Raw genomic sequence first — 1,162 nt, forward strand, 5'->3', positions numbered from 1 at the left:
GCCCAGTTGTAAAATGAAGTGCAACAAAAAAGACATATTCATCTGTTATACTAAAGTCGCAAAACACAGTATAAAGGAAAGATGAACATGTCCATTAACTATTCTACCACAAAACACCCTTATTGCCACCTTTCTGAAGCAGAACGTGGGAAAATTGAAGTTTATTTGTCTGAGGGTTTGACATTAGCTGAAATTGCTCGACGTTTGGGGAGACATCGCTCAACCATTTCACGTGAAATAAAACGTGGGACTGTTGAGCAAGTAAAGCTTGTTAATGATAAGAAAGTGTACTACGAACAATACTTCGCAGATGCAGCTCAAAACCGTTATGATAAAGCCAGAAAAGGTATTCATTACCTTAAACTTGACAGAATATCAAAGCACTTTCTGACAGCTTTTACAGAAGCGATGACAGCTAAACCAAGAGTTCACAGTGTTGATACTTTTGTCCATGTTTATAAGCTTGAACATCCTGAAGAAATCATTCCAAGTACTAAGACACTCTATACTTACATTCATCAGGGGCTAATGGCTATTAAGCCAATTGATTTACCCAAAGTTATTCGCATTCGCAAAAAACCTAAGAAACGTCCATCAACCAAGAAACACCTTGGAACTTCCATTGATCAAAGACCTCATTCAATAAATGACCGTTCGATTTTTGGACACTGGGAGATTGATTCAATTCTTGGCTTGAAAACAGCTGGTGAGCCTGTCATTATGACCTTAGTTGAACGTCAAACAAGATATGCTTTGACAACTAAACTCCCTGAAAAGAAAGCTGAATATGTGAATCAAGCTATTTTAGACTATCTGAAAAGTTATCCCATCAAGTCAATCACAGCTGATAATGGGAGTGAGTTTTCTTTATTAAGCGAATTAGAAGGCATTGAGGTTTATTTTGCTCATGCTTATTCATCTCACGAACGTGGGACAAATGAGAATTTCAATGGCTTACTTAGAGAATTTGTTCCTAAAGGCGTTTCACTAACTGGTTTGACTCAAGAAAACCTAGCTATCTATACTCAAGCTATTAATGATAAACTTAGAAGGATACACAACTATCAGTCTGCTAAAAAACTGTTTGAGCTAGCTCAAACAGTTTAAGAACTAATGACTTAGTCAGAGGAATAATTTGTTGCACTTAACTTGACAATTGGGG

General features: G+C 36.8%; 1 protein-coding gene. It reads left to right on the top strand.

All coding sequences use genetic code 11. The features are described from left to right. Positions 1–87 precede the first annotated feature (87 nt). A complete protein-coding gene (locus tag N7659_RS08080; RefSeq protein WP_263276623.1) occupies positions 88–1,107 on the top strand; it encodes an IS30 family transposase in 1,020 nt (339 codons plus the stop codon). Positions 1,108–1,162 lie beyond the last annotated feature (55 nt).

This window comes from Streptococcus sp. CSL10205-OR2 (assembly GCF_025660655.1).
In the GTDB taxonomy this organism is placed as follows: domain Bacteria; phylum Bacillota; class Bacilli; order Lactobacillales; family Streptococcaceae; genus Streptococcus.

Coding starts and splice junctions, on each gene's coding strand:
- N7659_RS08080 (WP_263276623.1), top strand. CDS start 88: ATGTCCATTAACTATTCTACCACAAAACACCCTTATTGCCACCTTTCT.